This window comes from Allorhizocola rhizosphaerae (assembly GCF_003426775.1).
Taxonomy (GTDB): Bacteria; Actinomycetota; Actinomycetes; order Mycobacteriales; family Micromonosporaceae; genus Allorhizocola; species Allorhizocola rhizosphaerae.
Window position 1 is genome coordinate 1 of record NZ_QJUG01000438.1, and the last position, 2424, is coordinate 2424.

Consider the following 2424-nt stretch of genomic DNA (forward strand, 5'->3'; position numbering starts at 1 on the left):
GGCTGGACACAGGTCGCTTCTTCGATGCCACAACATCCAGTGTGGCTTCACGCAGCGTCGTGGTGGTGGTCATCACGGCACCTTTCCCGCCGAGTCCTCACTCAGCGTGTCGGTGCCGGAAACACCGTTCGTTACACAGTCTCACACCGGGTGGGAGAGTCCCGTCTATGTCCATCTGCCGAACGACGTTTTCGATATAGGGGTGGAGGTCATCCGGCACCCCATTCATATTGAGGTGAGGACACCCGCCACTGTTGTGGACAAGGACGGGCGTGTTACCGGCCATCACGTAGTAGGTATGGAAGTCCGCGACGGTGAGGTTGTAGGCAGCTGCAGTGTGTTTGCTACGGCGGGATAGTTCTGTGACGGTTGGATGTCCGCCGTCCGCCGCAAGCAGTGTGTCGCCGGGGTCGAGTGCGTCTGCTCGCTGCCATTGCTGGTCGGTGGCGTTCCAGAATGGGTGGTCTTCGGTAGTCAGGATGGTGCCGTCGGATGTGTGAAGTTCGACGAGTTTATCGTCATGCACCCAGACATGGGTGACCTGACGTGCCCCTTGCTGGCTTTCCTTCGGATCTGCTGCCAGAACCTGGTCGCCGACGCTGAGTTCGCGGATTTGTTTCGTGGTTCCGTCCGCCATCTGCACGCGGGTGTCGCCTGAAAAGCTACAGAACGCCGCCCAGGGAACGTCGCCGGAAACTTTGATCGTATCAGCGATGTCACCGAGAGCCTTCAGCGCCATGAGCTTTTTGATGGGCAGCAGGCCCAGCACCGTCATAACGCAACCGAAGCCATTACCTTCCAGGCAGGACTTGGCATCCGCGATACCGAGCAGCTCTTCGACGATGGCTTGGCTGGCCGCCAGCTGCTCCTCGTTCCAAGCGCCGCAGGCTTGAGGGTTGTTGTTACACCAGACCCCGGCGAGAATCGTTGCCTGCGTGCCGGTGTCCAAATCCTCGAACCTGCCGCAGTGGCCACCGCCGGTTCCGCAGTATGTGTTCACGTGCTGCTGGACTGTTTCAGGATTGGGGCGTTCTCCACCAAGGGTAAGCGTGGCGGCTCGGCTATATCGTTTCCCTGTCACCTTAATGGTGCGGCCGCCGCTGCCGGATGTAGTAACGAAGCCGCTTTGACCTAAGCCTTCAGAGTCCTCGATGAAGTAAAGACCGGAAGGATCGCTGTATGTGACCGGGCTGTTGTTGGCGTAGGTGTAGGCGTGCCATTGTTGTGGGTCGGTGAGGTCCATGATGGGGTCGATGGAGATGAAGCGGCCGAGTGTGGGGTCGTATTCGCGGGCGCCGAGGTGGGTGTAACCGGTGGGGTCTTTGGTACCGCCGACGTAGCCTTTCGTGCCCATCCAGCCGGTGGGTTGGCCGCCGCGGTCCTCGCCGTAGGGCAGCATCCGCCGCCGCGTGGCCGACAGGGTGACGGCGTCGATCTGGGCGACGGAGGTGTTTTGGTGGTTGGTGCAGATCCAGCCATGTAGCCATGCAGTGCTTCGGTTTGCCGGTCGAGGTACTCGATCGCCACGGTCATTCCGGTAGCCAGATCGATGAGCAGCCGGAAACGCTGTGGGGGCCGATAGTGCGGGGCGAAGCTGAGCTCTACCGCGCTCGCTCTGCGTCCCAACGGGCCCGTGGCGTTGTCCACGTAGGTTGTCTCGGGCAGATCTGCCAGCATGCGATACGCGGCCCCGCATACCCGCGCCGCGGGCCGGGACCCGTTGGAGCAGGTCCGTAGCAGCCGTGAACAACGTCGCCTTCTGAAACTCGACCGGGTCGGGTGGCGTCGGCGCGCTCCGTGCGACGGCATTCTCACCGATACTTGTCAACGGCTCTCCTCACCGGCATCCACGCCGCCGATCGCCTCGCCGATCCGGAGAAGCTGCGCCGGTGGTACTCCACCCGGGCCGAGCATCACGACCGGCTCGATCTCGCCATTGTCGAGCGTGCGACCGGCGAATACGTGGGCGAGGCCGTCCTGAACAACCTCGACCCCGACAATCGTTGCTGTTCGTTCCGGATCTCGCTGATCGGGCCGCGGGCATACAGGCGAGGGCTGGGCACCAAGGCTACCCGCCTCATCTTGGACCACGCGTTCACCACCGTCGGCTTGAACCGGGTCGAGCTGGAGGTCTTCGATTTCAACCCGCGTGCCCGGCACGTCTATGAGAAGGTGGCTTCCGCCTTGAGGGCACCCCGGCGCCAGGCCCTGCTCTGGGACAACGAGCGGGTCGGCAGCCACGTGATGTCGATCCTGGCGCATGAGTGGGGCGACAGGCAGCGCTAGTCAAGCGTGGCGAACCGCTCCACCTTCTCCTCCGGACCGGCGATCATGATGATGTCTCCGTATTGGAGGATGGTTTCCCGGTCGGCGTAGGTGAACGTGCCATTCTGCGGTTTGACCGCCACGATGGTCACGCCGTAG

Annotated in this window: 3 protein-coding genes; 1 reads left to right on the forward strand and 2 read right to left on the reverse strand. The window is 62.5% G+C overall.

Translation table 11 applies throughout. From position 1 onward, the window contains the following. Positions 1-97: 97 nt before the first annotated feature. On the reverse strand, positions 98-1399 hold the full coding sequence (locus tag DM816_RS41515; protein WP_246002748.1) for a polymorphic toxin-type HINT domain-containing protein: 1302 nt from the start codon (positions 1397-1399) through the stop codon (positions 98-100). 422 nt (positions 1400-1821) lie between these two features. On the opposite strand from DM816_RS41515, the gene DM816_RS41520 reads away from it, so the two are divergent. Beyond that, the gene (locus DM816_RS41520) at positions 1822-2286 is read left to right on the forward strand and encodes a GNAT family N-acetyltransferase (RefSeq protein ID WP_211589087.1); all 465 of its coding nucleotides are present in this window, start codon (positions 1822-1824) and stop codon (positions 2284-2286) included. On the opposite strand, the gene DM816_RS41525 is transcribed toward DM816_RS41520, so the two are convergent. Further along, positions 2283-2417, reverse strand: a complete 135-nt coding sequence (locus DM816_RS41525; RefSeq protein WP_281274373.1) for a TrkA C-terminal domain-containing protein — start codon at positions 2415-2417, stop codon at positions 2283-2285. The genes DM816_RS41520 and DM816_RS41525 overlap by 4 nt on opposite strands. Positions 2418-2424: the final 7 nt, after the last annotated feature.